The 24,545-nt window shown below is 55.9% G+C and carries 24 protein-coding genes and 2 tRNA genes; 13 read left to right on the plus strand and 13 right to left on the minus strand.

The window, feature by feature from the left end; genetic code table 11:
• The first annotated feature begins 53 nt into the window (after nt 1-53).
• Nucleotides 54-602: a LuxR C-terminal-related transcriptional regulator gene (locus AC1QQ2_RS03045; protein WP_479712033.1), complete on the plus strand. Its 549-nt coding sequence runs from the start codon at nt 54-56 to the stop codon at nt 600-602.
• A gap of 234 nt (nt 603-836) precedes the next feature.
• On the opposite strand, the gene rpsU is transcribed toward AC1QQ2_RS03045, so the two are convergent.
• Nucleotides 837-1,037, minus strand: a complete 201-nt coding sequence (rpsU, locus tag AC1QQ2_RS03050; protein WP_067546482.1) for a 30S ribosomal protein S21 — start codon at nt 1,035-1,037, stop codon at nt 837-839.
• 215 nt (nt 1,038-1,252) lie between these two features.
• Between rpsU and AC1QQ2_RS03055 the strand changes: the two genes are divergently transcribed.
• The 3 genes from AC1QQ2_RS03055 (at nt 1,253) to AC1QQ2_RS03065 (ending at nt 4,026) form a co-directional block, all read left to right on the plus strand.
• Complete coding sequence (locus AC1QQ2_RS03055) at nt 1,253-1,693, plus strand: rhodanese-like domain-containing protein (protein ID WP_479712034.1); 441 nt, start codon at nt 1,253-1,255, stop codon at nt 1,691-1,693.
• A gap of 92 nt (nt 1,694-1,785) precedes the next feature.
• Complete coding sequence (locus tag AC1QQ2_RS03060; RefSeq protein WP_479712035.1) at nt 1,786-3,003, plus strand: NAD(P)/FAD-dependent oxidoreductase; 1,218 nt, start codon at nt 1,786-1,788, stop codon at nt 3,001-3,003.
• A gap of 282 nt (nt 3,004-3,285) precedes the next feature.
• Nucleotides 3,286-4,026: a hypothetical protein gene (locus tag AC1QQ2_RS03065; protein ID WP_479712036.1), complete on the plus strand. Its 741-nt coding sequence runs from the start codon at nt 3,286-3,288 to the stop codon at nt 4,024-4,026.
• 244 nt (nt 4,027-4,270) lie between these two features.
• Here AC1QQ2_RS03065 and AC1QQ2_RS03070 read toward each other — a convergent pair whose 3' ends face one another.
• The 3 genes from AC1QQ2_RS03070 to AC1QQ2_RS03080 form a co-directional block, all read right to left on the minus strand.
• Nucleotides 4,271-4,504 (minus strand): hypothetical protein, encoded by a 234-nt coding sequence (locus AC1QQ2_RS03070; RefSeq protein WP_479712037.1) that lies wholly within the window; start codon nt 4,502-4,504, stop codon nt 4,271-4,273.
• Nucleotides 4,501-5,718 carry an FAD-binding domain-containing protein gene (locus tag AC1QQ2_RS03075; RefSeq protein WP_479712038.1) on the minus strand — a complete coding sequence of 406 codons (1,218 nt, stop codon included), beginning with the start codon at nt 5,716-5,718 and terminating at the stop codon, nt 4,501-4,503. Before AC1QQ2_RS03075 ends, AC1QQ2_RS03070 begins: the two co-directional genes overlap by 4 nt.
• Before the next feature lie 652 nt (nt 5,719-6,370).
• A tRNA-Ser gene (locus AC1QQ2_RS03080) sits at nt 6,371-6,460 on the minus strand.
• A gap of 186 nt (nt 6,461-6,646) precedes the next feature.
• Between AC1QQ2_RS03080 and AC1QQ2_RS03085 the strand changes: the two genes are divergently transcribed.
• Genes AC1QQ2_RS03085 through AC1QQ2_RS03115 form a run of 7 tightly spaced genes read left to right on the plus strand, consistent with a single transcriptional unit; the run spans nt 6,647 to nt 12,990 of the window.
• Nucleotides 6,647-7,492 (plus strand): SPOR domain-containing protein, encoded by an 846-nt coding sequence (locus tag AC1QQ2_RS03085; RefSeq protein ID WP_105234557.1) that lies wholly within the window; start codon nt 6,647-6,649, stop codon nt 7,490-7,492.
• Nucleotides 7,493-7,512: 20 nt separating this feature from the next.
• Complete coding sequence (locus tag AC1QQ2_RS03090; protein ID WP_479712039.1) at nt 7,513-8,691, plus strand: D-alanyl-D-alanine carboxypeptidase family protein; 1,179 nt, start codon at nt 7,513-7,515, stop codon at nt 8,689-8,691.
• Between the two features lie 7 nt (nt 8,692-8,698).
• The gene (gene tmk, locus AC1QQ2_RS03095) at nt 8,699-9,319 is read left to right on the plus strand and encodes a dTMP kinase (RefSeq protein WP_105236301.1); all 621 of its coding nucleotides are present in this window, start codon (nt 8,699-8,701) and stop codon (nt 9,317-9,319) included.
• Nucleotides 9,316-10,440: a DNA polymerase III subunit delta' gene (locus tag AC1QQ2_RS03100; RefSeq protein WP_479712040.1), complete on the plus strand. Its 1,125-nt coding sequence runs from the start codon at nt 9,316-9,318 to the stop codon at nt 10,438-10,440. The genes tmk and AC1QQ2_RS03100 overlap by 4 nt, the downstream gene beginning before the upstream one ends.
• Nucleotides 10,441-10,447: 7 nt before the next feature.
• A complete protein-coding gene (locus AC1QQ2_RS03105) occupies nt 10,448-11,239 on the plus strand; it encodes a TatD family hydrolase (RefSeq protein ID WP_479712041.1) in 792 nt (263 codons plus the stop codon).
• Entirely contained in the window at nt 11,239-12,036 is a 798-nt protein-coding gene (locus AC1QQ2_RS03110; protein ID WP_479712042.1) for an MBL fold metallo-hydrolase, read from the plus strand. The genes AC1QQ2_RS03105 and AC1QQ2_RS03110 overlap by 1 nt, the downstream gene beginning before the upstream one ends.
• Before the next feature lie 24 nt (nt 12,037-12,060).
• On the plus strand, nt 12,061-12,990 hold the full coding sequence (locus AC1QQ2_RS03115) for an AEC family transporter (protein WP_479712043.1): 930 nt from the start codon (nt 12,061-12,063) through the stop codon (nt 12,988-12,990).
• A 49-nt stretch (nt 12,991-13,039) separates the two neighbouring features.
• Here the strand turns inward: AC1QQ2_RS03115 and AC1QQ2_RS03120 are convergent, their stop codons facing one another.
• From AC1QQ2_RS03120 to AC1QQ2_RS03150, 7 genes are all read right to left on the minus strand, one after another.
• Nucleotides 13,040-13,933, minus strand: coding sequence for an ABC transporter permease (locus tag AC1QQ2_RS03120; RefSeq protein WP_067550953.1), 894 nt, complete (start codon nt 13,931-13,933; stop codon nt 13,040-13,042).
• A gap of 5 nt (nt 13,934-13,938) precedes the next feature.
• Entirely contained in the window at nt 13,939-15,480 is a 1,542-nt protein-coding gene (locus AC1QQ2_RS03125; protein ID WP_479712044.1) for an ABC transporter permease, read from the minus strand.
• A gap of 91 nt (nt 15,481-15,571) precedes the next feature.
• A complete protein-coding gene (locus tag AC1QQ2_RS03130; RefSeq protein ID WP_479712045.1) occupies nt 15,572-16,681 on the minus strand; it encodes an extracellular solute-binding protein in 1,110 nt (369 codons plus the stop codon).
• An 82-nt stretch (nt 16,682-16,763) separates the two neighbouring features.
• Nucleotides 16,764-17,864: an ABC transporter ATP-binding protein gene (locus tag AC1QQ2_RS03135; RefSeq protein WP_105234549.1), complete on the minus strand. Its 1,101-nt coding sequence runs from the start codon at nt 17,862-17,864 to the stop codon at nt 16,764-16,766.
• Nucleotides 17,865-18,088: 224 nt separating this feature from the next.
• Nucleotides 18,089-19,861: a Hint domain-containing protein gene (locus AC1QQ2_RS03140; RefSeq protein WP_479712046.1), complete on the minus strand. Its 1,773-nt coding sequence runs from the start codon at nt 19,859-19,861 to the stop codon at nt 18,089-18,091.
• Between the two features lie 97 nt (nt 19,862-19,958).
• Nucleotides 19,959-20,045, minus strand: a tRNA-Leu gene (locus AC1QQ2_RS03145).
• 68 nt (nt 20,046-20,113) lie between these two features.
• Nucleotides 20,114-20,605: a DUF2306 domain-containing protein gene (locus AC1QQ2_RS03150; protein WP_105234547.1), complete on the minus strand. Its 492-nt coding sequence runs from the start codon at nt 20,603-20,605 to the stop codon at nt 20,114-20,116.
• Nucleotides 20,606-20,695: 90 nt separating this feature from the next.
• On the opposite strand from AC1QQ2_RS03150, the gene AC1QQ2_RS03155 reads away from it, so the two are divergent.
• Both AC1QQ2_RS03155 and lipB read left to right on the plus strand, forming a co-directional pair.
• On the plus strand, nt 20,696-21,466 hold the full coding sequence (locus AC1QQ2_RS03155; protein WP_479712047.1) for a LytTR family DNA-binding domain-containing protein: 771 nt from the start codon (nt 20,696-20,698) through the stop codon (nt 21,464-21,466).
• A gap of 3 nt (nt 21,467-21,469) precedes the next feature.
• Entirely contained in the window at nt 21,470-22,132 is a 663-nt protein-coding gene (lipB, locus tag AC1QQ2_RS03160; RefSeq protein WP_479712048.1) for a lipoyl(octanoyl) transferase LipB, read from the plus strand.
• Here the strand turns inward: lipB and AC1QQ2_RS03165 are convergent.
• On the minus strand, nt 22,129-22,629 hold the full coding sequence (locus tag AC1QQ2_RS03165; RefSeq protein ID WP_438987612.1) for a DUF2244 domain-containing protein: 501 nt from the start codon (nt 22,627-22,629) through the stop codon (nt 22,129-22,131). The two genes, lipB and AC1QQ2_RS03165, sit on opposite strands and share 4 nt — an antisense overlap.
• 120 nt (nt 22,630-22,749) lie before the next feature.
• Complete coding sequence (gene ctaD, locus AC1QQ2_RS03170) at nt 22,750-24,423, minus strand: cytochrome c oxidase subunit I (protein WP_067550981.1); 1,674 nt, start codon at nt 24,421-24,423, stop codon at nt 22,750-22,752.
• Nucleotides 24,424-24,545: the final 122 nt, after the last annotated feature.

Raw genomic sequence — 24,545 nt, forward strand, 5'->3', positions numbered from 1 at the left:
CTCCAGCGGGTCGGGCCGCGCGATCCGTGAAACTACGTAACGGGTGACAAGAGATGGACAGGTTTGCCGCACTAGCCTTTGAGAGCGCGCCAGTCGGTTTGATCTACGCCGAGGATCGGGTGATCCAGCGCTGCAACACCCGTTTTTGCGAAATGTTCGGATTTGCGGCCTCCGAACTTCAGGGGCATTCACTGTCAAAACTGTATCCCTCCTCAGAGGAATTTCAGCGCATTGGCCAGATAGGCGCCGAAAAGATGCGCGGGCTGGGACGCTATGCCGACGAACGCATCATGCGTCGCAAGGATGGCAGCCTGTTTTGGTGTCGTGTTCGAGGGCAATCGCTCGACCTTGATCAGCCCTTTGCGCAATCGGTGTGGAGCTTTGCCGACATTTCGGACAATCGCCCTGTGACCGAACTCACGCTCCGCGAACGACAGGTGGCGCAGATGCTGGCCGAGGGTCTGACGTCCAAGGAAATCGCCCGTCGCCTAGAGATCAGCCCCCGAACCGTCGAGGTTTACCGCGCAAAGCTCATGGACAAATTCGGTGCCCGCAACGGGTTGGAACTCGTTGCGCATCTCGCGGGTATTCCGATCGGCTAGACCGCGCTTATCGTCGCTGCGACTGGGCGTTAAAACAATCGTGAATTGAAAGGCTTGAGAGCTAAACAGAAAAAGCTGCCGACTTTGCGCCTCGATCCCACCCAAAAACAACACATCGGTGTTCAGGATGAAAGTCGCTAGTCGTGCAGCTTCTGTATTGTTCTACATCAACGTCTTTCGACGAATGCAGCGGCGTTGGTGGTTCGCGCCCAATTTGGCGCGAACAAGCCTAGCTTAGCCGAGCATCTGCGCCCGTTTGCGAGCCAGCTTACGCTGACGGCTGATTGCTTCCTTCTGCTCGCGCGCTTTGCGGATGGAAGGTTTCTCGAAATACTCTTTCAGACGCATTTCGCGATAAACCCCTTCACGCTGGAGCTTTTTCTTCAACACACGCAACGCTTGCTCGACATTATTGTCGCGAACCGAAACTTCCATCTTTTTCCTGCTATGTTTGCAAAGAGAACTTTGGCGCAGCTTGCAGAGAGCGAGGAAGATTTCAAATGAAATCGACAGAATACCCCATCAGGATATGCTTTTGATGGGGTCAGTCGGTCATTTTTGCCTCACCCTGCGACCAAACGCAGCTAGTTGGCCTATACACATTACACTTTCATTATATTATATGTGGCAAAAATTCATGAGGATGAACGATGAATCGCAGGGTTTTCTTGGGCGCCGCCGTCATTTCAGCCGCTGCAATCGGATTCGGGCTGTATCAACCTGAGGCTCACGCCGAAAACCTCACGCTAGAAGCGCTCAGTGGTCAAGCGCTTGCCACATCAGAGGACACGTTGCTCGTCGACATTCGGCGCCCCGAAGAATGGAAGCAAACAGGTGTGATTGAGGGCGCTTTGCTCGTCACCTACACCGACCCGCAATCGTTCCTTCAAGCCATTAAACCACACCTTCGCGACGGGCAAAAGCTGGCGCTCGTGTGTCGATCAGGCAATCGCACATCCCAAGCCACGCGCCAGATCGCCCAATTGATCAACGGCCCCGTGATCGATGTCCAAGGCGGCATGAACCGCATTCTGCGCGAAGGCTACACCCCAGTCGCCCCCACACGCGAACGCGGCTGTTCGTCGTGCTAGGCTAGACGTCGCGTCGAAATCGAGAATTTGACACGCCGAATTAATATCGCACTATGGCGACCTTGAAGTCAGCTTTCGCGACGTGAGCACTTATGCCTGATCTTACCCCCAAACCTGATCACCACGAAATTATCGTCATCGGCGGTGGTGTCGTCGGAATGAGCATAGCCTTTCGCCTTGCCAAAGAAGGCAAAGAGGTCGCGCTTATCGAACCTAATAAATTGGGCATGGGTGCGTCTTACGGGAATGCTGGAACGATTGCAGATTATGCAACAATTCCAGTGGGTACGCCTAATGTGCTTCGCAATTTGCCCAGTCTGTTCTTTGACCGTAACAGTCCGTTGTCTTTGCGTTATCAGACCTTGCCAAGCCTCGCGCCCTGGCTGATCGAGTTTTTCTACCAAAGCCTCCCCAAGCAAGCTGAAAACAATGCCCAGAGGATCGGGGCGCTCCTGAAAAACGCGAGCGACATGTGGCATGAGCTTAGCCTCGAACTTGGCGCATCACATCATTTGCATCGGCGAGGATGCTTGTACCTTTATGAGTCAAACAAAGCCTTTGCCGCCGCAAAATACGACGAAAGGCTGCGGAGACAGAACGGCGTTGCGGTCGAAGTCATAACCGCCGATGAGGTCTTGCGCCACGAACCCAATTTACAGCCCTTTGAGGGTGGCGCTCATTTCTTTCCGGACGCAACGAGCATCGACAACCCTGGGGAAGTTATGAAGATTTTCGCCAAGAATTTGGTGGAACGGGGAGTCACTATCTATCCAACGGCCGCGCGTTCAATCGACGACAGTGACGGAACACGGATTAAGGTTCACTGCACAGACCGAATTCTCAAGGCCAATAAAGTGATCGTGGCAGCAGGGGCATTTTCGAAACCTTTGGCACGCTCGGCGGGCGAGACTGTGCGCCTTGATACCGAACGCGGGTATCACTTGGAGTTCGACATGGATACGCCGCCGGTGACGCGGCCAGTATGCTCTGCCAAACGCGGCTTTTACGCCTCGCCAATGGTCGGGCGATTGCGCATCGCGGGAACGGTCGAATTGGGCGGACTTTCTTTGCCGCAGTCTGAACACCGACTACAGATGCTAGAGCGCGGAGCACGTGACATGTTTCCAGCCTTGGGGGAACCCAGTCGAACTTGGTTCGGATTTCGGCCTTCCATGCCCGATTCAGTCCCCGTGATCCGAGCCACAAAACACAACAAAAACGTGATCATGGCATTTGGACATGGCCACATCGGCGTCACTCTCGCACCCGCTACCGCCGCAATCGTGAGCGATTTGGTAATACTGAGTTAGCCGTTGGTTCCGATTGCCACACAGCAACATTGCTGACGCATCACACTCGTCGCGAATATCCCATCTCCTGCGGACTACGGAACAGAGGCCGTCAACTCGGTTTTCGCGCTGAATCGGCATACCACTCGCCAAGAGTAGCGAAGCACAAGGTCTTAATATTCCCTCGGATGTCGTGATTGCCGACTGGGCCAAAACCAAAGAATGTTGCTCCATTTGATTGCTACACCCTCGGATTGCCCTAACTCAGGCATAGAGAAGAAGTGGCAACGTGGAGTCCAAGCCGTGGGTGTAGTCATTATTATTGGTTCAGGACCTGGGGCACTTCAGTCAAGAGATTGGCGCCGCAGTTCGTCCCAAACCATCGTCGCGATAAACAATGCATGGCAAGTACGCCCCGATTGGGACTATCTCATTCATCCCGAGGATTTCCCGATAAACAGACGTCCGCGATTATTTAAAACAGATCAAAAAACGATCTGCGCAAATGATTATGTACCTCTTCAAAACCAATTTGGTGGCTTTGTTTATGCTGGAGGCACTATGGCCTTCACCGCAGCTTACTGGGCGCTTGCCGCGCTTAAACCACGCGTCATAGCTATGATCGGTTGTGACATGGTTTATCCCCAGACCGGGCCAACGCATTTCTATGGCCAAGGAACGGCTGACCCATTACGCGACGACATCACCCTGCGATCACTTGAAGCAAAATCAGCGCGTCTTTTGGCACTCGCATCTCAGTCGAACTGTGCCTTGGTGAACCTATCGAATGCTCAGACGAGCCGTCTGATTTATCCAAGAGCCGTTCATTCAAGCCTAAACTCTGTTCGACCTATCAAGTTTCAAAGTAGCCTTATTGAGCGTGCACTGCGCGCTGAAGCGCGCGCAAACTACATGGTGCCAAATGGACGATACTGGAAAGTCGCAGATCAATTTGATCCAAAGGTTATAGACCAAATTGATCAACTGTGGCTGGATGTCGCTGAACATATAATGCTTAACAACGACCTTTCAGAAGCAATATAAAAGGTACTTTTCCGGACACTCACCCAGAAAAAGACAACTTCCGTCGATCCAACACAGGTCAAGGCTGCTGTCCTGCCATGTTTGAAGGGCCATTGCAGCAAGGGGATGTCGACTTGTCACGAGGCGATGACACTTTCCTTCATATGCAAAAGCGATCTCCTCGATCCTACGACCGTTGGCGAGATCAATGCGACGGCGCTTAGGGACCACGTTGCGTTCGATCATATCCGCACTTTGCACGGGCTCAGGAAGCGCAGGCTTCGACGATACAGGTCATAAGCCGCTCTTGCGTCTCATAGTGGTTAGCGCGCGCCCGCGTGTCGATGCGTCGGATGAGCGGAGCGTAGTCAAACACGAGCGCCATCTCGTCTCGCGGGACCATCACAAGATGTGACGAAATGGTAAGTGTCAGATCCAGAATATGAGCATCCGGCACAACGTCATCTGGACCGTACGACCCGATCCGCACGGTGATCATGCGAGGCCTGCCTGTTCAAGGATACGTGGGATATTTTTCTTAACCTTGAAGAAACCTGCAGTGGCGTGGGGCCAGATCGCCTTATCCCAATCGCGCTGCCACTCGCATAGCGTTATGCCGTGCTTGACCAAAGATGGAGTGGCCGCATCCAGCCAATCTCGCAAAGGACCGCGCGTAACATACGGCGTAACGATCTGTGTTGCACCTGCATCCGCCGCCCATCGCGCCAAGCCGCTGGGATCGTTTGCCTGCATCTCTACTGAGGCAAACCCAGCGCGCGCAGCCGCATCTGCCAACGCACCATTCTCGAACTGAAGGACAAGATTGGATACTGGCAATGGGGATCGCAGATGACCCGCCACAAGCGTAGCCACCGTTCGAATATCCAACGCAGAACTGTCGAAATCCTCGATCCGGCAATCCTCGTCCGTGATCAGCAGTGCCGTTGGGAGGTCGGGTTGCGGTGACAGGACCGAACGCAGCGGCACGACTGGAGGCAGGCCGTCAGGCTCGCTTACCTCAAGACCTTGGGTTACCACCGCCAGATCACTGCGGCGCGGAGTAAACCGACCGGCTGTGAATGTCGCGATATTCTGCGCGTCGGCCGGATATGGCTTGCCACGCGTGTGCAGTCCTGCCACCCAGCGCCAGCCCAACGTGTTTGAGGCGGCATCACCATCAAGCAGGTTACGAAAAAAGAAATCCGCACCTAACCGCCATGGCAACCCAAGAGTAAATATCCAGATCGAGGCGAACCACATCCGAGCGTGATTGTGCAGATAGCCAGTCTCCACCAGTTCGGCTGCCCAAGCATCAAAGCACTCTAGTCCCGTTTGCCCAGACATTGCACGGTCGACATCGCGGCGCATACGGCGGTCACGGTCAAGCGCGGCAATATCAGCGTCCAGCCCCTTGCGATAACTGTCCCAGACCTGCGGTCGGTGTTCCAGCCAGCCTTTGAAATAGCCGCGCCAGATCACCTCTTGCACAAACTTTTCTGCATCTTGCGGCCCGTGGGCGGTTAACGCCGCTGAGACCGCATCCGCCTCCAGAACCAACCTGCGCCGAATATAGGGGGATAAAACCGAAACTGCCTTATGTGCGCCTGGGCCGTGGTCCGTATTGCGGCCATTGGCGTATCGACGCCCCATTCGAGGCCCAAAAGCCGCTAAGAGCTCTTCGCCAGCGGTGCGGGTCGGGATTAAGTCTGTCATTGTTTCGATCTCATATTGTCCTCTGGGTGACCTAACGCGCGGTCGCCAGAGTTCAACTCGGCCGAAACACCCGAAATGATCAACAACCACGCCGCCTTGGGGTGGTTCTATTCGCACCGAAAAGCAGATCAACCTGCTACAGCGGTGGCGCGGCCCTCCGCGCCAACCCACTGAAAGGGATGTCCTTTTTAGATCCGTCTCGATTTTGCCGAAGGAAGGGCGGAAAGAGACGCGAAGCGTTCAGAGACCGATATCAGCCAGATTACCAGTCTTCGAAAGTTGGATTGCTCCGATAAACTTGGTTGAAGCAAAAACGGCCCCATCAGGCACCTGATCCCGTGATTGCAATGTGCAAGCGGCGGTGCTGTCAACTCTATCCGAACTGGATTTAATCTATCCGCTCCACGACCTATCTGGAGGCATACCGCACAGCCTCAAGCCTGTGGCCGAAAAAGGGGCGTCAACGTCCAATTGTTCAGACAACGAGTGGCGTGAACACCAAGCTGCATGCTGTCAAAGACACGAGCGGACGCCCGATCCATTTCTTCATCACAGTTGGCCAGGTCAGCGATCATACTGGTGCAACGGCTACACTAGCAGTCTACCGGATGCTGAACAGTTAATGGCTGATCCAGATTTTGATGAGGGATTGTGGCGGAAGCGGTGGGATTCGAACCCACGGTACGGTTCCCCGCACGCTAGTTTTCAAGACTAGAGCCTTAAACCACTCGGCCACACTTCCTGCGCCTGCGGTGACTAACGGCATGCTTTTGATTCTGGAAGCTAAAAACCAATGTTCGGAAAACCGCCGACCTTTGGCGCTGAAGGCTTTAAAACGTGGTGGCGCAACGCTATGGTGTTAACGACGAGAGCAGAACGCACTAAAACTGGTGCAGCGGCATATCCGCATAATGATAGGGGCAACATAATGTCGGGCAAAATTTCGTGGGTTGTGGCAGGCCTTCTTGCAACGACCGTTCTGACAGGCTGTGACAGCAACGGCCAATTCCAATTCCCACAGTTGGGCGGCGCGGCCTCGACCGAGCAAGCAAGCCCAAGCGTGCAGCTGGTAGAGCGCGACGTTGAAGCCCCCGAAGTGTTCCAAGTCACTGATAACGGCCTGTGGGACGGGCGTCCGTCCTTGGGCGGTGTTTGGGTGGCGCATCCTGATGTCGTTGACCCAGAGCGCGTGATTATTCGCAACACAGAAAACGGAAAATTCGTGATTGGCGCCCTGTTCCGCCGTGAACGCGAACAGCCTGGTCCTGCGTTGCAAGTGTCCTCTGACACGGCTGCGGCATTGGGTATGCTGGCTGGCGCACCTGCATCACTGCAAGTGACCGCGCTCCGCCGCGAAGAAGCTCCGGTTGAGGCCCCCGCCCCAATTTCGAACTTCGATGAAACGGCGATTGCGGGCGAAGAGGTTCAGACCACGTCGCTTGACCCGATTGCGAATGCTGAGGCGGCGATCTCTGCGGCTGAAGCGGAACAAGTGGCGACAGCCGCTCTTGCGCCGCAAGCAGCGGTCGCGACATCGGCCCTAACGAAACCCTATATTCAGATCGGTATCTTCTCGATCCAATCGAACGCGGACCGCACGGCTGAGATCTTGAATGGGAATGGCATCACCACGACCATTCTTGCCCAAGAAAGCCAAGGCCGCCCATTCTGGCGGGTCGTTGTTGGCCCTGCGCAGAGCTCGGCTGAACGGTCTGACCTTCTTTCGCGCGTAAAAGGCCTTGGATATGCTGATGCCTACGCTGTGACCAATTAAACGAAACGGATTGCTTTAAGATGATCATCCGCCTTTTGACAGCATGCCTTCTGGCCCTGACCGCAACGTTTGCCGCTGCGCAATCGTTCGAAACCAATGCCCGTGCCGCCTATGTCTATGACATGACGACAGGCACGGTCCTGTTGGAAAAAAATGCGGACACGCCACTGCCTCCGGCGTCAATGTCGAAGCTGATGACACTTTACCTCGCGTTTGAGGCCATAGCAGACGGACGACTGTCGCCCGATGACGAGCTGCTCGTGTCTGAACACGCGATGAGCTACCAAGGGTCGTCGATGTTTCTGCGCAGCGGTGAACGTGTCCGCGTCGAAGATCTGATCCGCGGCGTGATTATCCTGTCGGGCAACGACGCAAGCGCAGTTCTGGCGGAAAACCTGTCGCCCGATGGCACCGAAGCTGGCTTTGCCCGCATGATGACCTCGCGTGCCCAAGATCTGGGAATGATGCATTCCACCTTTGCCAACTCGAACGGCTGGCCTGACCCGAACCAGCGTATGTCTGTGCGCGATCTTGGTATCCTCGCTCAACGCCTGATCACCGATTTCCCAACATACTACCCGATTTTCGCAGAGGAAGAGTTCCTCTTTGACGGTCGCGTTCCGTCGAACAGCCAGAATCGCAACCCGATCCTTGGCCTTGGCCTCGGTGCCGATGGGATGAAAACTGGCCACACCCAAGAAGCAGGCTATGGCCTCGTTGGTTCTGCAAAACAGGGTGACCGTCGCGTTGTATTCGTGGTCACGGGGCTCGACAGTGCAGCCGCTCGCGCCGAAGAGGGGCAGCGCATCCTGAACTGGTCCTTTCGTCAATTTGCCCAGAAAAATGTGATCGAAACAGGCACCCGCGTCGCAGAAGCCAGCGTATGGATGGGGCAAGCACCAACCGTTGGACTGACCGTTGCCGAGGACGTATCGATGCTCGTGCCAATCCTGAGCGGGGATAGCATCGACGGTGAAGTTGTTTTCAACGCTCCGATTGAGGCGCCGATTGCCGCTGGCCAAAACTTGGGCGAGTTGATCATTCGCTTTGATGATCTTCCAGAGCGTCGCATCCCGCTCGTCGCTGAAGCTGACGTTCCTGTTGGTGGGTTTGCGATCCGTATGCGCACCGCCGTGATGGTTCTGTTGGACAAAGTCATGAGCAACGCCGATACGGCAACAACAGACGATAATGCCTGAGGCGATAATGACCCGCGGACAACTCATTACCTTTGAAGGGATCGACGGGTCCGGCAAATCTACTCAGGCCAAAATGTTGGCTGAACGGCTGCGTGCCAAGGGCCACGATGTGATCCACACGCGTGAACCTGGCGGCAGCGTCGGCGCCGAAGAAATCCGTCAGCTTATCCTGACGGGTGACACTGACCGCTGGTCGCCTGAAACAGAAATCCTTTTGTTCACCGCTGCCCGCCGAGATCACTTGGAAAAGACCATTCGCCCCGCACTTGAGGCGGGAAAGATTGTTGTGTGTGACCGCTTCGCAGACAGTACCCGTATTTATCAGGGCGCGACCCGTGGCGATCTGCGGGCGAAAGTCGATCAGCTGCACGATTTGATGATCGGCCAAGAGCCTGATCTCACCTTTATTATCGATATGGATCCTGCAATCGCTCTGGCGCGTGGATTGGCCCGCCCCGATGCAGAGGCCCGTTTTGAGGATTTCGGCCTCTCGTTCCAAGAAACCGTTCGTCACGGGTTCCTTTCGATTGCACGTGCGCATTCTGACCGCTGTGTCGTGGTCGAAGGCAATCGAACAGCAGATGAAGTCGCTGCAGAAGTCCTTGCCATTTTTGAGGATCGCGCATGAGCGATGACCTCCCCGAACCAGATCGGATCGAGGGTGCACCCCACCCGCGTGAAACCGAAACCCTGTTCGGTCAAGAGCAAGCGGAAGCCGCCTTCCTAGAAGCCTATAACTCTGGTCGACTCCATTCGGGGTGGCTGATCACAGGGCCCAAAGGCATCGGCAAAGCGACCCTCGCCTACAAAATCGCTGCGTTTTTGCTCACCGAACAACCCGCCGACGGTGGCCTCTTTGGTGACGCGCCCCCTGCTCCGACATCACTGTCGATCAGTGCCGATCATCCTGACATGGCGCTGATCCGTGCAGGCAGTCATCCGCGGCTTTCGATCGTGCGGCGTCCAGTGGATGAAAAGACAGGCAAGTTGCGCACTGAGATCACCGCTGACCCCGTGCGGGATCTGAAAAAATTCTTTCACATGTCCGCCGCTGACGGTGGTCGCCGCGTGGTGATCGTGGACGTGGCCGATGAGATGAACGTCACAGCCGCGAACTCGATCCTCAAAGAACTCGAAGAGCCGCCAGCACGCACAACGCTCCTGCTGCTCGCCCACCAGCCATCGCGGCTGTTGCCGACAATTCGGTCGCGTTGCCGCGAACTGCGGTGCAAGCCCTTGTCTCCTGCAGATGTCGCGCAAGCCTTGGCGCAGGCAGACGTTCACGTGGACGAAACAGAAGCGCTCGCCACCTTGTCAGGTGGGTCCGTAGGTGAAGCGATCCGTTTGATGAACCACGACGGGCTGCAGATGTATCACGATCTGGTGCATATGTTCGACAAACTGCCGAACGTTGATCGCACGGCCGCTTTGAAGCTCGCGGAAAGCTGCGCAGGTAAAGGGGCCGAGGCGCGGTTCCCGATGGCGCTCGACTTGATCGATCTATTGCTTGCGCGTGCGGCACGGACAGGCCTCGTCGGTGAACCCAGCACCCAAGGTGCGATGGGCGAAGCACGCCTCTTGGCACGGATCGCGCCGCATGACCTCGCTGCGCGTCGATGGGCAGAACTACAGCAGGAACTGTCGCTCAAGGTGCGCCGCGGTCGGGCGGTGAACCTTGACCCTGCCGCGCTCATCCTTGATATGGTTTTCAGGATCGAAGAAACGGCCCGCTCCGTGGCCGCAGACTGAGGCAGATATGTCCCCCAAAGCCCAAATCGTTGATAGCCACTGCCACCTCGACTTTCCCGATTTCGACGAGGAACGCGATGACGTGATCGCCCGCGCGATTGAGGCTGGCGTGACACGCATGGTGACGATCTGCACAAAACTGCACAACGAACCCAAGGTCCGCGCCATTGCAGAGGCCCATGCCGAGGTCTTTTATGCCGTGGGTATTCACCCGATGAGCGTTGAGGCACAGCCTCTCGTCACGGTCGATCAACTGGTTGGCTATGCTTCACATCCAAAAATGGTCGGTATCGGCGAAACAGGTCTGGACTACCACTACACGCCCGACAGTGCAGAACTACAAAAACAGTCGCTACGCATCCACATTGACGCCGCCCGAGAAACAGGTTTGCCGCTGATCATCCACGCGCGCAATGCGGACGAAGATATGGCGCAAATCCTGCGCGAAGGGATGGATAACGGCGCTTACACTTGCGTTATGCATTGCTTTAGCTCTGGTCCAGAACTGGCCCGCGCTGCGTTGGATATGGGGTTCTATCTGTCGATGTCTGGCATCGCGACCTTCCCCAAATCCCAAGAGGTCAGGGACATCTTCGCGACCGCCCCGCTCGATCGAATTTTGGTGGAAACGGACAGCCCCTACCTCGCGCCAAAACCCTTCCGCGGCAAACGCAACGAACCAGGTTACACGATCCACACGGCGCAAGTCGGCGCGGACGTTTTCGGCGTTTCCTATGAGGACTTCGCAAAGGCCACGACCGCCAACTTTGATCGCCTGTTCACAAAGGCCAAACTCTGATGGCTCGGCTTGAGGTCACAATTCTAGGCTGTGGATCGTCGGGCGGTGTGCCGCGCATTGGTGGCATCTGGGGCGATTGTGACCCAACCAATCCCAAGAACCGCCGCCGTCGCTGTTCGATTATTGTCACCCGCTGGGATGGCGACAATGCGACCCGCGTGTTGATCGACACTGGCCCCGACATGAAGGACCAACTGGTCGATGCGGGTGTCGGAGAGTTGGATGGCGTGGTCTTTACCCACGCACACGCCGACCACATGCATGGCCTCGATGATGTGCGCCAAATCGTTTTCAACACGGGTAAACGGTTGCAGGTCTGGGCCGATGGCGACACATCCGAAAGCCTTCTGTCGCGCTTTGGCTACGCCTTTGTTCAGCCCAAAGGATCGCCCTACCCGCCGATCTGTGAATTAAACATGATCGATGGCCCCGTGACAATTTCGGGCGCGGGCGGTGATGTCACGCTGACCCCGTTCAGGGTCAACCACGGCTCTATCGATGCGCTAGGTTTTCGGATCAACGGCGTCGCCTATCTGCCCGATGTTGCCTACCTCTATGACGAGGCTTGGGACCATCTGAATGACCTCGACTGCTGGATCGTTGATGCTCTGCGTCGCACGCCACACCCGACCCATTCGCATCTGGAACAAACGCTCCAGTGGATTGAACGGGTCGCGCCCAAACAGGCCGTGTTGACGAACATGCATGTCGACCTTGATTACGAAACGGTTGCGGCTGAAACGCCAAACCATATCATGCCCGCTTATGACGGCATGACATTGTCGTTCGACATTTAATATTCCGTCTCGGAAGGCTCCCTCATGTCTGCTTTGCTACAGGTGGTTTTACCTGTCTTTATCGTCATTGCCTTTGGCTATGTCGCCGCGTGGCGCGGTTGGTTCAAGGCCGAGGCCGTGGACGCGCTCATGACCTTTGCCCAAGGGTTTGCCATCCCCATGCTGTTGTTCAGGTCAATGATGAACCTTGACCTAGCAGGGTCGTTTGATGCCGCGCTTTGGGCCTCGTTCTATGTGGGGGCGCTGACGGGTTTTGGCGTCGGCATCCTCGGTGCAAGGTTCATTTTCCACCGCACATGGGAAGAAGCCATTGCAATTGGTTTCGTCGGTCTGTTTTCGAACTCGCTCCTACTGGGCCTGCCGATCACAGAGCGTGCTTATGGGGTCGATGCTCTATCGGCCAACTTTGCGATTATCGCGATCCACTCGCCGTTCTGCTACGCTGTCGGCATTACTGCGATGGAAATCGTCAAAAATCGCGGCGGGTCTATCGCGCAACTCCCCGCAAAGGTGCTCCGCGCGATGTTCCGCAACATGCTGATCATCGGGATCATTTGCGGTGTGATCGTGAACCTGTCTGGTTACACACTGCCGTCTGTCCTGACCGAAGCAATCGACCTCATGGTTCGCGCGGCGCTTCCGACGGCTCTGTTTGGTTTGGGTGGCATCTTGTTCCGCTATCGTCCAGACGGCGACCTTCCCACGGTGGGCTTTATCATCACCGTGTCGCTGATCCTGCACCCTCTTGTCGTTTGGGGCATGGGCAAGATGCTGGGGCTGCCGCTATCATCATTCCGCTCTGCCGTCGTCACCTCTGCGATGGCACCTGGGGTCAACGCTTTTCTCTTTGCCAACATGTATGGCCAAGCACGGCGGGTGGCTGCATCTGCGGTTCTTCTGGGAACGGCGGTATCGATACTGACGGCCTCGTTCTGGCTGGTTCTTCTCCCATAAAAAAGGGCGGCCTAAGCGGCCGCCCTTTTCAATTCAATGCCCCAAGGGCTCAGCCCGGTGACATACCGCGCAGGCGTTCGGACCGACGACGCAGCAGTTCCAGCGTGGTCAGCAGCATGATCGACAGCACCACAAGGATCGTTGCAACAGCGAGGATCGTCGGGCTGATCTGCTCGCGCAGGCCGATGAACATCTGCCACGGCAGCGTCTTTTGCTGAGCCGAACCCACGAAGAGCACAACCACCACTTCGTCGAAGGAGGTGATGAAGGCGAACAACGCGCCAGAGATCACGCCCGGCAAGATGAGCGGCATCTGAACACGGAAGAACGTAGTCACAGGGTTCGCACCCATCATCGCAGAGGCGCGGGTCAGCGAGCGGTCAAAGCCCACCAGCGTCGCGGTCACAGTGATGATAACGAACGGGATACCCAGAGCCGCGTGAGCAAGGATAACACCAGCCCGTGTGCCTGTCAGAGTAAACGGCAGGTAAACTTTGCCGTAGAACGGAACAGGGATGTATGGGTTGGAGTAGAAGAAATACATGCCCGTTGCCGAGATGATCAACGGAACGATCATTGGCGAAATCATCACCGCCATAATCGCCCGACGACCCGGAACGTGGCTCTGCGACAGACCGATAGCCGCCAGCGTGCCGAGGCTTACAGACACGAGGGTCGCAATCGGCGCGATCTGCAGAGAGTTCTTCAGCGCCAACTGCCAGTCGGAGTTGCTGAAGAAGTCATTGTAGTGCTTCAACGAATACCCAGCCGGATCAAGGCGCAGCATTTCAGGCGTGAACGTAAAGAAGTCCTGCGCGTTGAAAGACAGCGGGATGATCACGAGGATCGGTGCGATCAGGAAGAAAAAGATCAGTCCACAAATCGTCCGGTAGCTGTAGTGCCACACCCGTTGAGCGGTGCTTGCATATGCGGGAAGTGCCATTGTGATCAGCCTCCGAGTTTCACGTTATCAATGCCAACGATACGGTCGTAGAGCCAGTAGAGCGCAAGCACGAGGATGAGCAGGATCGAGCCAAGAGCCGCGGCCAGACCCCAGTTCAGAGAGCTGGAGATGTGGTATGCGATCCGGTTCGAGATGAAGACACCTTTGGTGCCGCCAACCAGCTCGGGGGTGATATAGTAGCCGATGGACAGGATGAAAACGAGGATCGAACCAGCGCCAATACCCGGAACCGAGTTCGGGAAGTAGACGCGCCAGAAGGCAGTCCAGTCATTCGCGCCCATTGATTTCGCAGCGCGAACATAGGACGGGCTGATCGTTTTCATCACCGAATAGAGCGGCAGGATCATGAACGGCAACAGGATGTGGGTCATCGCGATGATGGTACCTGTTGCGTTGTTAATCAGCTCAAGCCGGTTGTCGTCAGCGATGATATGCAGCCAGACAAGGATATCGTTGATCACGCCTTGATTCTGCAGCAGAACCTTCCATGCCGAGGTCCGCACCAGAAGCGAGGTCCAGAATGGCAGCAGAACGAGGATCATCAGGACGTTCGCGCTCCGCAGTGGCAGGTTTGCCAGAAGGAAAGCGATCGGGTAGCCGAGCAAAATGCACGAGCCAGTGATGACGATCGACAGAATGATCGTGCGGACGAACAGTGTAATGTAGATACGCTCGTCTTCAGGGCGCTGCGTTACGCCTTCGCCAGACAGCTGCATATCGACCGAGTTTAGGAAGTAGCCGCTGGTGTAGTCACCGCCATAGGTTTTGATCGTCGACCAAACCGCAGGATCGGCCCAGCCGTCATTCGCGTCGATGAACTGCTCACGAAGGGACACAGGCTCCCATGCAGTCACGTCGACCGACGGCATAGACGCGACCGAAGCTCCGTCCATAAAGTCATTGTAAAGACCAGTATAAACGAAATCTGCAGGGACTTCTTCGGATGGAACATCGTTGTTCAGATCGACAACAATCTTGGACCATGCATCATAAGCGTCCGCCGTCTGCGGGAGTGCCGCGCGCACCGCATCATCCGCCATCCATGCAGCCCATTGTGCAGGATCAGCATATGCAGCGTCGGCCGCGGTGAATTGTTCAGTGTAGGACTCCGTTTCAAACTTACCAACCTTGCGGCCAGTAGAACGGAACAGAGAGGAGATACCAGTCAGTTCATAGTTCAGGCGCGAACCCAGACGAGTGTGGCTCTTGTATTCTTCGGCAATCGCAAAGTCGGTGTAGAACGCGGCAAAGACGTCTTCGCCCGGCGCTTCGTCCGAAGTTGCATCCCAATCGTCAAGTGCAACGATTGTGCGCGGGATCGTATCCGGCACGATATCGTTCTCTACAGACCGCAAAAGCATGTCGAAGATGGGAGCGATGAAGCTCAACAGAATAAAGAGAAGTAGAGGTGCAATAAGCATCAACGCCCGTACCTTTTGGCGGCGGAGTGCTTTGTGCAAACTTTTTTTGAGGCTCTGGCCGTCAGCTGTCGTCAGCTTACCGGCGTCGGTGGTCGCGTCAGTCATAAAATGGTCCCGTCCCGAGTGACCACGGCCCGCGATTGGGGCCGTGGCAATTTTTTGTCTGGCCCTGACAGCAGGGCCAAACTAGGTCCGATTACTGGGCGAGCCAGGCTTGGAACTTAGCGTCCAGATCGTCACGGTAGTCAGCCCAGAAGTCGTACTGGGTGACAAAGACGTTCTTGGAGTTGTTCGGATCGGTCGGCATGTGCGGAGCCATAGGAATACCCAGCTCAGCGTGGTTACCTACGAGCGGAGCGGACGATGCACGAGCCGGACCGTAGGAGATGTATGCAGCCTGATCAGCCAGACGCTGGGTGTCGGTTGCGTAGGATACGAAGTCCAGAACGCGTGCCAGACGATCTTCCGGCAGACCAGCTGGGATTACCCAACCGTCGAAGTCGAGCATCTGAGCGTCCCAGAGCATGCCGATCGGCTGGCCCTGTTCTGCGATCGCAGAGAACAGACGACCGTTGTAGGTCGAACCCATTACGATTTCGCCGTCAGCGAGGAGCTGCGGAGTTTCAGCAGCTGCCGACCACCAGATCACGTCATTTTTGATGGTGTCGAGTTTTGCGAACGCTTGGTCCTGACCTTCCGGAGTTGCGAGAACGTCATAGATGTCGTCTTTTGCAACGCCGTCACAGAGCAGAGCCCATTCCATGTTTGCCAGCGGGCGCTTGTTCAGTGCGCGCTTGCCCGGGTAGGTTTCGGTGTCGAAGATCGCACAGATCGAGTCTGGTGCGTTGTCGCCAACCATGTCTGCGCGGTAGCCAACAGTGGTCGAGAACACGATCTGTGGGATGAAGCAGTCAGAGATGATCGAGTCGCCGAAGTCTTCGGACGCGGTGGAACCGTCGTCACCAGCAGCGAGCATCGCGTCGTGGTCGATTTCCATCGCCAGACCTTCGTCGCAAAGACGGATAGCGTCAGCAGCTTCTACGTCAACGAGGTCCCAAGTGATGTTACCCGACTCGTTCATCGCGCGGAGTTTCGCAACGGCTTCAGCCGAGGATTCGTCCCAAACGATGTTTACGCCAGCGTTCGCAGCCATATAGGGCTCCGAGTAAGCTTTGGTCTGCGATGCTTGGTAAGCGCCGCCCCAGCTCACAAGGGTCATATCCGAAGCCATGTGTGCGTCTGCGAATGCAGCGCCAGCAGCAACGGTAAGAGCCGAAGTAGCAAGAAGTGTTTTAGTAAGTTTCATACTATTCTCCCGTGGTTTCCCGGTGATTTGATTTTGCAGGGGCCCGCCCGGGTGGGGCCTCCCGCATTCATTAATCACGAACTCAAGCGTCGAGTGCGTGACAATCCTCTGGCAACCAGCCGATGTCGATCATCGCGCCGGGCTGCAAACGTACCTGATCAGGTGCGTTACGTGTTTTGATAACGAAATCATCATGACCAGCAACGCGCAAGCGTGTGCGGAAGATGTCGCCCATATAGATAAACTCCAAAACCTCAGCTTTGAGGGTATGGGCATCTGGGGACAGACGGTCCTTGTTAATTTCGACACGCTCTGGGCGGATCGACACCTTGGTGCGATCGCCAACATTTTTCACGTTAACTGGCTTTGCGTCGATCAAATCGCCGCCATCCAGCTGGACGAGGCACTTGCCGTTGCCGATTTCCTTAACGACGCCAGTAAGCGTGTTATTTTCACCGATGAACTGCGCAACAAAGCTGTTCTGTGGCGATTCATAGAGTTGGTCCGGCGGCGCAAGCTGCTGAATACGGCCATCGTCGAACACGGCAACGCGGTCAGACATGGTTAGCGCTTCGGTTTGGTCGTGGGTCACGTAAACTGTCGTAATCCCCAGTTCGTGCGCAAGGCGCGTGATTTCGAACTGCATGTGTTCGCGGAGCTGTTTATCCAACGCGCCAAGCGGTTCGTCCATGAGGACCAGTTCCGGCTGGAACACGAGAGCACGTGCAAGTGCGATACGCTGCTGCTGACCACCCGAGAGCTGTGCAGGACGACGGCCACCAAAACGGCCCATCTGAACCATATCGAGCGCGCGCTGCACTTTCTCTTCACGCTCCGACTTGCCGATTTTGCGAACCTCAAGCGGGAAAGCGAGGTTTTCAGCAACCGTCATGTGAGGGAAGAGCGCGTAGTTCTGGAACACCATCCCGATACCACGTTTATGCGGAGGGATATTGTTGATCGAGACGCCGCCGATACGGATGTCACCGTGAGTTGCGGTTTCAAACCCTGCCAACATCATAAGACACGTGGTCTTACCAGACCCTGACGGTCCAAGCATGGTAAGGAACTCGCCTTTCGGCATGCTCAGGTTGAGATCTTTGACGACGAGCGTCTCGCCATCATAACTTTTCTGCACGCGTTCGAATTCTACGAACGCGCTGTCCGTTGCGCTTGAAGCCAAAACGGCACTCCCTGATATCTACAGCGGTTTGCCCGCCCGTTTGTAAGGAGAACTATTCCCGTCCACTTTCCATATTGCAACCAGTTAGGTTGTTTTTACCCATCACATTCCTAAATTCCCGACAAATGACTTTAGTTGGCGCAAACATCAGTCAAATAGACTTTGGTTTCGGGGCCCTTCAGGAAAAATTCGTTCTAGCTTGCCTTACGTCAAGCGACTGTCCTTCATAGTTGCGACAATGCCATGTCGCTAATAGATTCTGGAAGGTCGCGGAATTTCGCTACTGGTCGCGCAGTTTGCCCGTAGCCCGTTTCGGCTCCGAGTCGACCTATTTCTGGGAACAAACGTAGCACCTCAAACACCGACTCACGCTCAAGCGCGGTTAATCCCCAAGGTCCAGGATAGAAGCTCTCCGACGCAATCCCGTTGCCGTAGATGATCTGGTGTTTCTCGAACATGAGATGCACGTAGGTCACCTTTTTCACACCCTGAGCTACCCGAACCTTCCCGCCCTTGAGCCGAGCGAGGTGCTTTGCCCGCACAAGTGCATCGGAACCACCGCGTTCTTCGGTCTTCGTGAATACTCCATGTTGGGGAGACACGAGTAGTCCACGGTCGCCGCCCAATATCGACGCATCAAGTCGGATAGGCCTCAGGTCTGGCGAGGCGTCTAATTCATCCGATGACAAATGCCGCGATCCACACCACACAATGGGCTGTGGGCCGTTGTCTCGGGTGACAACGATGTCACCAACGCGGAGGTTCTCGACAGGCACCTCGCCTTTCGGCGTCAAAATCATTGTGCCTGCGGTGAAACATGGGATGCCGATCTTGAACAGCTCAGCCCCGGTGTCGACCAGAGATGGCGCAATGCCCGCAAGGATCAATTGCTCCCCGTTCGGGAACATCAGCTTTGCATTTCCAGACCCATCGTCGATGACCGTTACATCAACTGTTCGGATCGGGTCGCCGTTTCCGTTCGTTAGGTTACTGACATCAAGCTGATCGTTGGTTCGACCATCAAAGTTGCTGTCGCCTAGGTCAAAATCCCCGATGTAGTCCAAACCAGACGAGACGACAAAAACGTCATTACCCGTCCCACCGAACAAAACATCGTTTCCATCACCACCGGCGAGGATGTCATCACCATCATCGCCTTGAAGCCAGTCGTCGCCGACCTCACCGTAAAGCGTGTCATTCCCGCTTTCGCCGTAAACGGTGTCGTTTCCAGTTCCGCCATAGAACGTATCCCCATCGAGGCCAAGCCACGCGGTATCGTTCCCTGCCCCACCATAAACGGTATCGGCACCGCTCAGCTGGGTGCCACCGACATCATCGATAACGTCGTTGCCATCGCCGCCATAAACGAGGTCATTCCCAGCCCCATAGTAAATGGTGTCGTCGCCCGACCCGCCGTCAATAGTATCATCGCCACCTTGTGCAATGATGGTATCATTGCCGATCCCGCCATACAGCGTGTCACCATAAGTGTTGGACCCAACCATGGTGTTAAACTGCGATGACTCGTAGGTTTGACTAACGAGCGTACTGTAGCTGACACCATCCGTATTGGAGGTAGAGACCAGCTCATAGGTCACACCTGGCGTCATTTGCTTGTCAGCAAGAGTGCCGACCCAAACGCCTCCAACCTCTACCGTGTAAAGCCGAACTTCAGAGCCATCGGGCGCCCGAAACACATAGACATCTTCTAGGTAGGATCTGCCGCTTGCGACAACATTCCCCGAAGGATCGCGCAAAGTGAGCGTTTGCTTGTAGCCGTCGTCACCAACTTCGTCGTTATTACGGTCACCACCAAAAAGCGTATCTGAGGTTTCGATCAACAACAGCAAATCGGCGTCGTCGATGGAGAAGTTGTAACCATCGGTCGATGCAGACCAGTTCGGGTCCAAATGGATTGTTGACCCGACTGTGAAGGTGCTCCCCGTAAATCCGATCAGATCCGAGGTACCAAACCCTACTTTCGTGTAAATCGCCATTGGTTACTCCGTACAAACGCTGAACGGTGTAACGGCAGAAAACGCACCCGTTTAAGGGGCGCTTACTTAATGTAATCAACAATCTCAGGAGAGTAGTTGGTGCGGTCGAGAAGACTCGAACTTCCACGGGAGTTACCCCACAGCGACCTCAACGCTGCGCGTCTACCAATTCCGCCACGACCGCACTGTCTAGGCTTGGTGCGCGGTCTCTAGACCAACCACGCACCCACCTCAAGAGCAAAAATGAAGAAATCATGTCAGTCGTGCAAACAACTGTCGTGACACGAGGATACGGCCCACCAAAAATGCCCCTCCAGCGCCGATCACAACCCAGCCAATTTCGCGCGCATCGTTGAAAAACAAGCGGTTTACGATGCGTCCGGGCAAGAAATTGAACAAAGCCGCCACAAGGACACCATTCCAATAAAGACTTTGAAAAGTTTTCCGGTGGGCGCGAATATTTCCCTGATAAATGTAGCGCATCCCCACCCAAATCGACCAAATTGCCAGACATGACAGCAGGTGAATCGGGCTAAAGGGACCAATGACCGCATATGCGCGGATTCCAAAGGACGATAGCGCCGTGCAGAGCATCGCAATCACCCAAATATAGCCGATCCATTTGTGCAGCACGTCCCGCCGATCACGGTAAATCGCAACAGGTCCGAGGACGAGCGCGAGAGTGGCGGCGATGGCATGTATCTGAATAGTGGGTGAGGCTGCGAGGAATGGGGCGAACGACATTTGCTTCTCCTTTGGGAATGAGTTGTTTAGGTTGAAGCCGAACCAACCAAGCCGCTCAACGCGGGATACGTGAAAAGGCGTAAGACGACCGTGACCACACAGCCATCGCATTCTGCGCTTCGTGAATTGCGACGCCATTTTAGCCAACCTGTTACGGCGGCTGTGATTGTGGGCGTTGCTGTGGTCCTCACCGTGGTGGCTCCTTTCGGATCGGGAGAGACGATGCGCGCGCTCCCGCGCCTTGGCTACTGGCTGGTGATGATCGCCCTGACCTACGCGGGCGGCTATGGTGTCAGCGCATACTGCCGCGCCGCCATGCCAGACCGCTTTTCCCCGCCTCTCCGCTCTCTCGTCACGGCTGTGGCAAATGGCCTGACCATTATGGCGATCGTTCTTGCGGTGAACTGGGCGCTTATCGATTTTGTGCCGTCAGGTCAGGACGCCTATACCCTACCCTTGTCAGTCTTTGTTATCGGTGCGGTCGTAACCCTGATCCTACAGCTCGTCGCTAAACCATCGACAGCGCCTGCTGCAGCTCCCAGCCTCCCCTCGATCCTCTCGCGTCTGCCGATGGAAAAGCGCGGCGCATTGGTGGCGATTTCGGTCGAGGATCATTATGTCCGTATCCGAACCGATAAGGGCGAAGAGATGATTCTGATGCGATTGGCAGATGCGATCAAAGAGGTGGGGCAGACCGCTGGCCTACAGGTGCATCGGTCCCATTGGGTTGCCACCGCCGCAGTCACATCGGCCAAACGCACGGGCGACCGCGCGATCCTGACGATGTCTTATGGCGCGGATATTCCCGTCAGCCGAACCTATATCCCCGCAATTAAGGAGGCAGGGCTTTTGCCCGCATGAACCATGGTAGAATGGATCACCTCAACTGGATTGACCGACTATAACGAAGCCGTCGCCTTTATGGAGGCGCGCGCCGAAGCCATTCACGCAGGCGAGGCTGAAGAAGCAATTTGGCTGGTCGAACATCCTCCGCTTTACACGGCGGGCACTTCTGCGAAACCTGCGGACCTGCTCGAACCTGATCGGTTCCCTGTCTTTGAGAGCAAACGTGGCGGGCAATATACATACCACGGCCCTGGTCAGCGCGTAGCCTATGTGATGCTCAACGTGGGCGAACGCGGGCGCGATGTGCGGTGCTTTGTGCGCGATATGGAACAGTGGATCATCGCAGCCCTCGCCGAATTCAACGTGCACGGCGAAATTCGCGATGGTCGCGTCGGTGTTTGGGTGCCTCGCCCCGATAAGCCCCTTTTGCCCGATGGATCTGTGCGCGAAGATAAAATCGCGGCCCTTGGTGTTCGGCTCAAGAAATGGGTGAGCTTCCATGGCCTGTCGATCAACGTAGAGCCCGACCTCAGCCATTTTGGCGGGATCGTGCCCTGCGGGATCACTCAGCACGGTGTCACGTCACTTGTTGATCTAGGACTTCCCGTGACAATGGAAGATGTCGACGTTGCGTTGATGTCCACATTCGACCGTGTGGTAACACCGCGCTGCGCGGGTTAACGGCAGCGATCTAGCGCCTCGCGAATTTCCGAATAGAGCCGTTTGCGTTCGCTGACAGTGAGAAACGCCCCTATCTCTACCTCGCGGTCAGACTGGCCTTTCATCGTCAGATATTCTGGCACAGGACCGCCAGTCGCATGGCGGGTCAAACGCACCCAATAGGGGTTGGCCTCCCAATTCTGGGTCGGCTTGCGCGGGTTGTGACGGGTGAGCGTGAGGTGATCGTTCCAGATCAACAGCTCTTCCAATATCTCGCCATCCCGATAACTACGCTGGAGCGCGGCCCACATCGCCCAAGTGACGAGCAAGATAAACGGCAGCAGCCCCCACAGAACCGCCGTCCCAATCACTGCCAAAAGCGGCAGCGACAGCAGTGTCACCGTTCCCCCGACAAACCAGACGAACCCCGCTTTCGGCAGGCTTCGATAAGGCCAGAGGTGCAGTTCAGCCAAGGGCGCGTCGGCCTCCGGCACAGGGTCAATCCATTCGTAAGGCATGTGAGTTTTGCAGCTGTTTCTGCGCGTAACTATAGGCGGGCAGAGACATGGGTAAAGGGGACGCCCTGTCGCGGTCCAACAAATGAAAACCCCGGCGCTGAGGCCGGGGTTTTGCGTATCTTAGTGGGCGTGCTGTTTGTCCCAGTCTTCCTGCTTCGGCAGCTGCTCGAAGGTGTGCTCCGGCGGCGGCGAAGGCAGGGTCCATTCCAGCGTGTCAGCGAATTCGCCCCACGGGTTCGGACGGGTCTCACGACGGCCTGCAAGCAGGGTGTACGCAAGAACGACGATGAAGAAACAGAACGATGCGAAGGCGATGAATGCACCGATCGACGATACGTAGTTCCACTGAGCGAATGCTTCTGGATACTCGATGTAACGACGCGGCATACCCTGACGGCCCAAGAAGTGCTGCGGGAAGAAGGTCAGGTTTGCACCGATGAACATCATCCAGAAGTGCAGCTTTGCGGCCCATTCCGGTGCAGCGCGGCCCGAGAATTTCGGCAGGTAGAAGTAGATACCTGCGAAGATCGCGAACACAGCGCCCAGCGACATCACGTAGTGGAAGTGAGCAACCACGTAGTAAGTGTCATGGTAAGCGCGGTCGACTGCTGCCTGCGACAGAACGATGCCGGTCACGCCGCCAACGGTGAAGAGGAACAAGAAGCCGAACGCCCAGAGCATCGGCGATTTGAACTCTACCGAACCGCCCCACATGGTCGCGATCCACGAGAAGATCTTAACACCAGTCGGAACAGCGATAACCATCGTTGCGAGCATGAAGTAGGACTGCTGGCTCAGCGACATACCAACGGTGTACATGTGGTGTGCCCAAACAACGAAGCCCAGAACACCGATTGCAACCATTGCGTAGACCATCGGGAGGTAGCCGAAGATCGGCTTTTTCGAGAAGGTCGAGATGATGTGGCTGATGATACCAAAGCCCGGGATGATGATGATGTACACTTCCGGGTGGCCAAAGAACCACAGGATGTGCTGATACAGGATCGGGTCACCACCGCCAGCAGGCTGGAAGAACGAGGTACCAAAGTTACGGTCCATCAGGAGCATGGTGATTGCGCCAGCCAGAACAGGCAGCGACAGAAGGATCAGCCATGCAGTCACGAAGACCGACCATGCAAACAGCGGCACTTTGTGCAGGGTCATGCCCGGCGCGCGCATGTTGAGGAAGGTCGTGATGATGTTGATCGCACCAAGGATCGACGACGCACCAGAAACGTGAACCGCAAAGATCGCGAGGTCCATGGAATAGCCACCTTCGGAAGTCGACAGTGGCGGGTAGAGAACCCAGCCAACGCCCGAACCGAGCTGGCCGTTGCCACCCGGCGACAGCATGGACGCAACACCCAGCGCAACACCAGCGACATACATCCAGAACGACAGGTTGTTCATACGTGGGAACGACATGTCCGGAGCGCCGATTTGCAGCGGCATCAGGTAGTTACCGAAGCCACCGAACAGAGCCGGAATAACCACGAAGAACATCATCAAAACACCGTGATAGGTGATCATAACGTTCCAGAGGTGACCGTTCGGAGTACAGGGCGCAGAAGCGTCCGCGATGAAACGCGCACCTTCAAGGCACATGTACTGAACGCCCGGATGCATCAACTCGAGACGCATGTAGACAGTAAAGGCGACCGAGATGAAACCTACGATACCCGATACGAACAGGTACATGATCCCGATGTCTTTGTGGTTGGTGGACATGAACCAACGGGTAAAGAAGCCCCGTTCGTCGTGATGTTCATGGCCATGGATGGCTGCATCTGCCATGTGGCTCTCCCCTTTTGGTCAAATCATGAGCGGACCGAGTCACAGACTCCGCCCGAGCTTTGGGGAGGTTCTAGTGCTTCAACGCGCTTTCGGCAATATTCGAAAGGTCTGATACGTTGAGA

The sequence above is a fragment of the Aestuarium sp. genome, from assembly GCF_023253315.1.
GTDB lineage: Bacteria > Pseudomonadota > Alphaproteobacteria > Rhodobacterales > Rhodobacteraceae > Marivivens > Marivivens donghaensis.

Excerpts from the sequence above, each read along its gene's own strand:
- AC1QQ2_RS03055 (WP_479712034.1), top strand. The coding sequence starts at position 1,253 with ATGAATCGCAGGGTTTTCTTGGGCGCCGCCGTCATTTCAGCCGCTGCA.
- AC1QQ2_RS03165 (WP_438987612.1), bottom strand. The coding sequence starts at position 22,629 with ATGCCTTACGAATGGATTGACCCTGTGCCGGAGGCCGACGCGCCCTTG.
- AC1QQ2_RS03085 (WP_105234557.1), top strand. The coding sequence starts at position 6,647 with ATGTCGGGCAAAATTTCGTGGGTTGTGGCAGGCCTTCTTGCAACGACC.
- AC1QQ2_RS03140 (WP_479712046.1), bottom strand. The coding sequence starts at position 19,861 with ATGGCGATTTACACGAAAGTAGGGTTTGGTACCTCGGATCTGATCGGA.
- rpsU (WP_067546482.1), bottom strand. The coding sequence starts at position 1,037 with ATGGAAGTTTCGGTTCGCGACAATAATGTCGAGCAAGCGTTGCGTGTG.
- AC1QQ2_RS03090 (WP_479712039.1), top strand. The coding sequence starts at position 7,513 with ATGATCATCCGCCTTTTGACAGCATGCCTTCTGGCCCTGACCGCAACG.
- AC1QQ2_RS03060 (WP_479712035.1), top strand. The coding sequence starts at position 1,786 with ATGCCTGATCTTACCCCCAAACCTGATCACCACGAAATTATCGTCATC.
- AC1QQ2_RS03110 (WP_479712042.1), top strand. The coding sequence starts at position 11,239 with ATGGCTCGGCTTGAGGTCACAATTCTAGGCTGTGGATCGTCGGGCGGT.
- lipB (WP_479712048.1), top strand. The coding sequence starts at position 21,470 with ATGGTAGAATGGATCACCTCAACTGGATTGACCGACTATAACGAAGCC.
- AC1QQ2_RS03075 (WP_479712038.1), bottom strand. The coding sequence starts at position 5,718 with ATGACAGACTTAATCCCGACCCGCACCGCTGGCGAAGAGCTCTTAGCG.
- AC1QQ2_RS03045 (WP_479712033.1), top strand. The coding sequence starts at position 54 with ATGGACAGGTTTGCCGCACTAGCCTTTGAGAGCGCGCCAGTCGGTTTG.
- AC1QQ2_RS03070 (WP_479712037.1), bottom strand. The coding sequence starts at position 4,504 with ATGATCACCGTGCGGATCGGGTCGTACGGTCCAGATGACGTTGTGCCG.
- AC1QQ2_RS03120 (WP_067550953.1), bottom strand. The coding sequence starts at position 13,933 with ATGGCACTTCCCGCATATGCAAGCACCGCTCAACGGGTGTGGCACTAC.
- tmk (WP_105236301.1), top strand. The coding sequence starts at position 8,699 with ATGACCCGCGGACAACTCATTACCTTTGAAGGGATCGACGGGTCCGGC.
- AC1QQ2_RS03100 (WP_479712040.1), top strand. The coding sequence starts at position 9,316 with ATGAGCGATGACCTCCCCGAACCAGATCGGATCGAGGGTGCACCCCAC.
- AC1QQ2_RS03150 (WP_105234547.1), bottom strand. The coding sequence starts at position 20,605 with ATGTCGTTCGCCCCATTCCTCGCAGCCTCACCCACTATTCAGATACAT.
- AC1QQ2_RS03115 (WP_479712043.1), top strand. The coding sequence starts at position 12,061 with ATGTCTGCTTTGCTACAGGTGGTTTTACCTGTCTTTATCGTCATTGCC.
- AC1QQ2_RS03105 (WP_479712041.1), top strand. The coding sequence starts at position 10,448 with ATGTCCCCCAAAGCCCAAATCGTTGATAGCCACTGCCACCTCGACTTT.
- AC1QQ2_RS03130 (WP_479712045.1), bottom strand. The coding sequence starts at position 16,681 with ATGAAACTTACTAAAACACTTCTTGCTACTTCGGCTCTTACCGTTGCT.
- AC1QQ2_RS03125 (WP_479712044.1), bottom strand. The coding sequence starts at position 15,480 with ATGACTGACGCGACCACCGACGCCGGTAAGCTGACGACAGCTGACGGC.
- ctaD (WP_067550981.1), bottom strand. The coding sequence starts at position 24,423 with ATGGCAGATGCAGCCATCCATGGCCATGAACATCACGACGAACGGGGC.